Consider the following 1,577-nt stretch of genomic DNA (forward strand, 5'->3'; position numbering starts at 1 on the left):
TGAATGTTGCGGTGATCGGCGCCGGGGGTATGGGCGCTCAAAACATGGCGAAGCTTACCGGCCAAAACATTGTCGCGATGGCCGACGTGGACCTTGCCCATGTCGCCAAGTCCTTCGTCGACGACAAAGGTGCGAGCCGGGCGGATCGCGTCGAGTTGAAGGCGGCTTATGACCGTGCTGCAAAATATGTCGATTATCGACGTATGTTCGACGCACGCAAGGACATCGACGCGGTCGTGATCGCGACGCCTGACCATCATCACGCCGTCGCCGCCAAGACCGCGATGGAGCGTGGCATTCATGTCTATGTGCAGAAGCCGCTGACCTACACGGTCCGCGAGGGCAGGGTGCTGCTCGACCTAGCACGCCGTAACCCGAAACTGGTCACCCAGATGGGCAACCAGGGACATTCGGGCGACGATGGCCGCCGCGCGGTGGAGTTGATCCGCGGCGGCGTGATCGGAAAAGTGCGCGAGGTGCATGTCTGGACCAATCGCCCGCTCTGGCCGCAGGGGGAGGCGCGCCCGACGCCCGTGACGAAGCCTGCGAGCCTGGATTGGGATCTATGGCTCGGGCCGGCGCCGGTGGAGTGGGGCTACAATCCCGATTACGCGCATTTCAACTGGCGCGGCTGGGTGCCGTTCGGTGTCGGCTCGCTGGGCGATATGGGCGCGCATCTGATCGACTTTCCGATCTGGGCGTTGCAGCCCGGCCTGCCGACCCGGATCGAAACGCGCCACAGCCGTTGGGGCGGCGATGCCGACATCTGGGACGGTAAGCCGCCAGCCGATCTGGGCAGCTACCCGCTCGCCAACATCACCACCTATCGGTTCGGCAATGCGCCGGGCGGTCCGCTGACCCTCACATGGTATGACGGCGGGCTGATGCCGCCGACGCCCGCGGCAATGCCTGCCAGTGCGCGCATGAACCCGGACGGCGGCGTTCTCTATGTCGGCGACCGTGGGTTGATGATGCACGACACCTACGGCGAGAAGCCGGTGCTGATCGGCGAGGGCGCAGACGCGCGTGCCGCGGCCGTCCCCGTATCGCTCCCGCGCATCCAGGGCGGGCGAGAGGCGCACGAGATGAACTGGATCCGTGCGATCCGTGGCGAGGAGGCGATCTCCTCGCCCTTTTCGGTCGCCGTGCCGCTGAACGAGACGATGATCCTGGGTATGGTGGCGCTGAGGGCAGACCAGCCGATCGAGTATGACGGCGAGGCAGGGCGGGTCACCAACGTGCCCGACGCCAATCGCTTTCTCGATCGCGACTATCGTGCAGGATGGACCTTGTGAGCACCGTCGCATTCTTCTTCGCCGTCGCGCTCGCGCAAACGGCTCCTGCTGCGAAGCCCGAGGAAACGGAGGTCTGGAGCCCCGAGCCGAAGATCGTCACGCCCGCGCCGGCAGCGGCGCTCCCGGTGGCTGCGCCTTCCGATGCGGTAGTGCTGTTCGACGGACGCGATTTGGATGAATGGGTTTCGTTCAAGGACAAGTCGTCTGCACGCTGGACGGTCGCGGACGGAGCCCTGACCGTGCGCAAAGGGACGGGCAACATCGAGACCAGGCGCCGGTTCC

Annotated in this window: 2 protein-coding genes; both read left to right on the top strand. The window is 65.6% G+C overall.

Going from position 1 to position 1,577, the window contains the following annotated elements:
- The first annotated feature begins 11 nt into the window (after nt 1–11).
- The gene (locus VF643_RS03950) at nt 12–1,295 is read left to right on the top strand and encodes a Gfo/Idh/MocA family oxidoreductase (RefSeq protein WP_331042074.1); all 1,284 of its coding nucleotides are present in this window, start codon (nt 12–14) and stop codon (nt 1,293–1,295) included.
- Nucleotides 1,292–1,577, top strand: a 286-nt coding sequence (locus VF643_RS03955) for a family 16 glycoside hydrolase (protein ID WP_331042073.1), incomplete at its 3' end; no start/stop codon positions are given. The genes VF643_RS03950 and VF643_RS03955, both read left to right, overlap by 4 nt.

Origin of the sequence: Sphingomonas sp. (assembly GCF_036387595.1) — a bacterium.
Lineage (GTDB): Bacteria > Pseudomonadota > Alphaproteobacteria > Sphingomonadales > Sphingomonadaceae > Sphingomonas.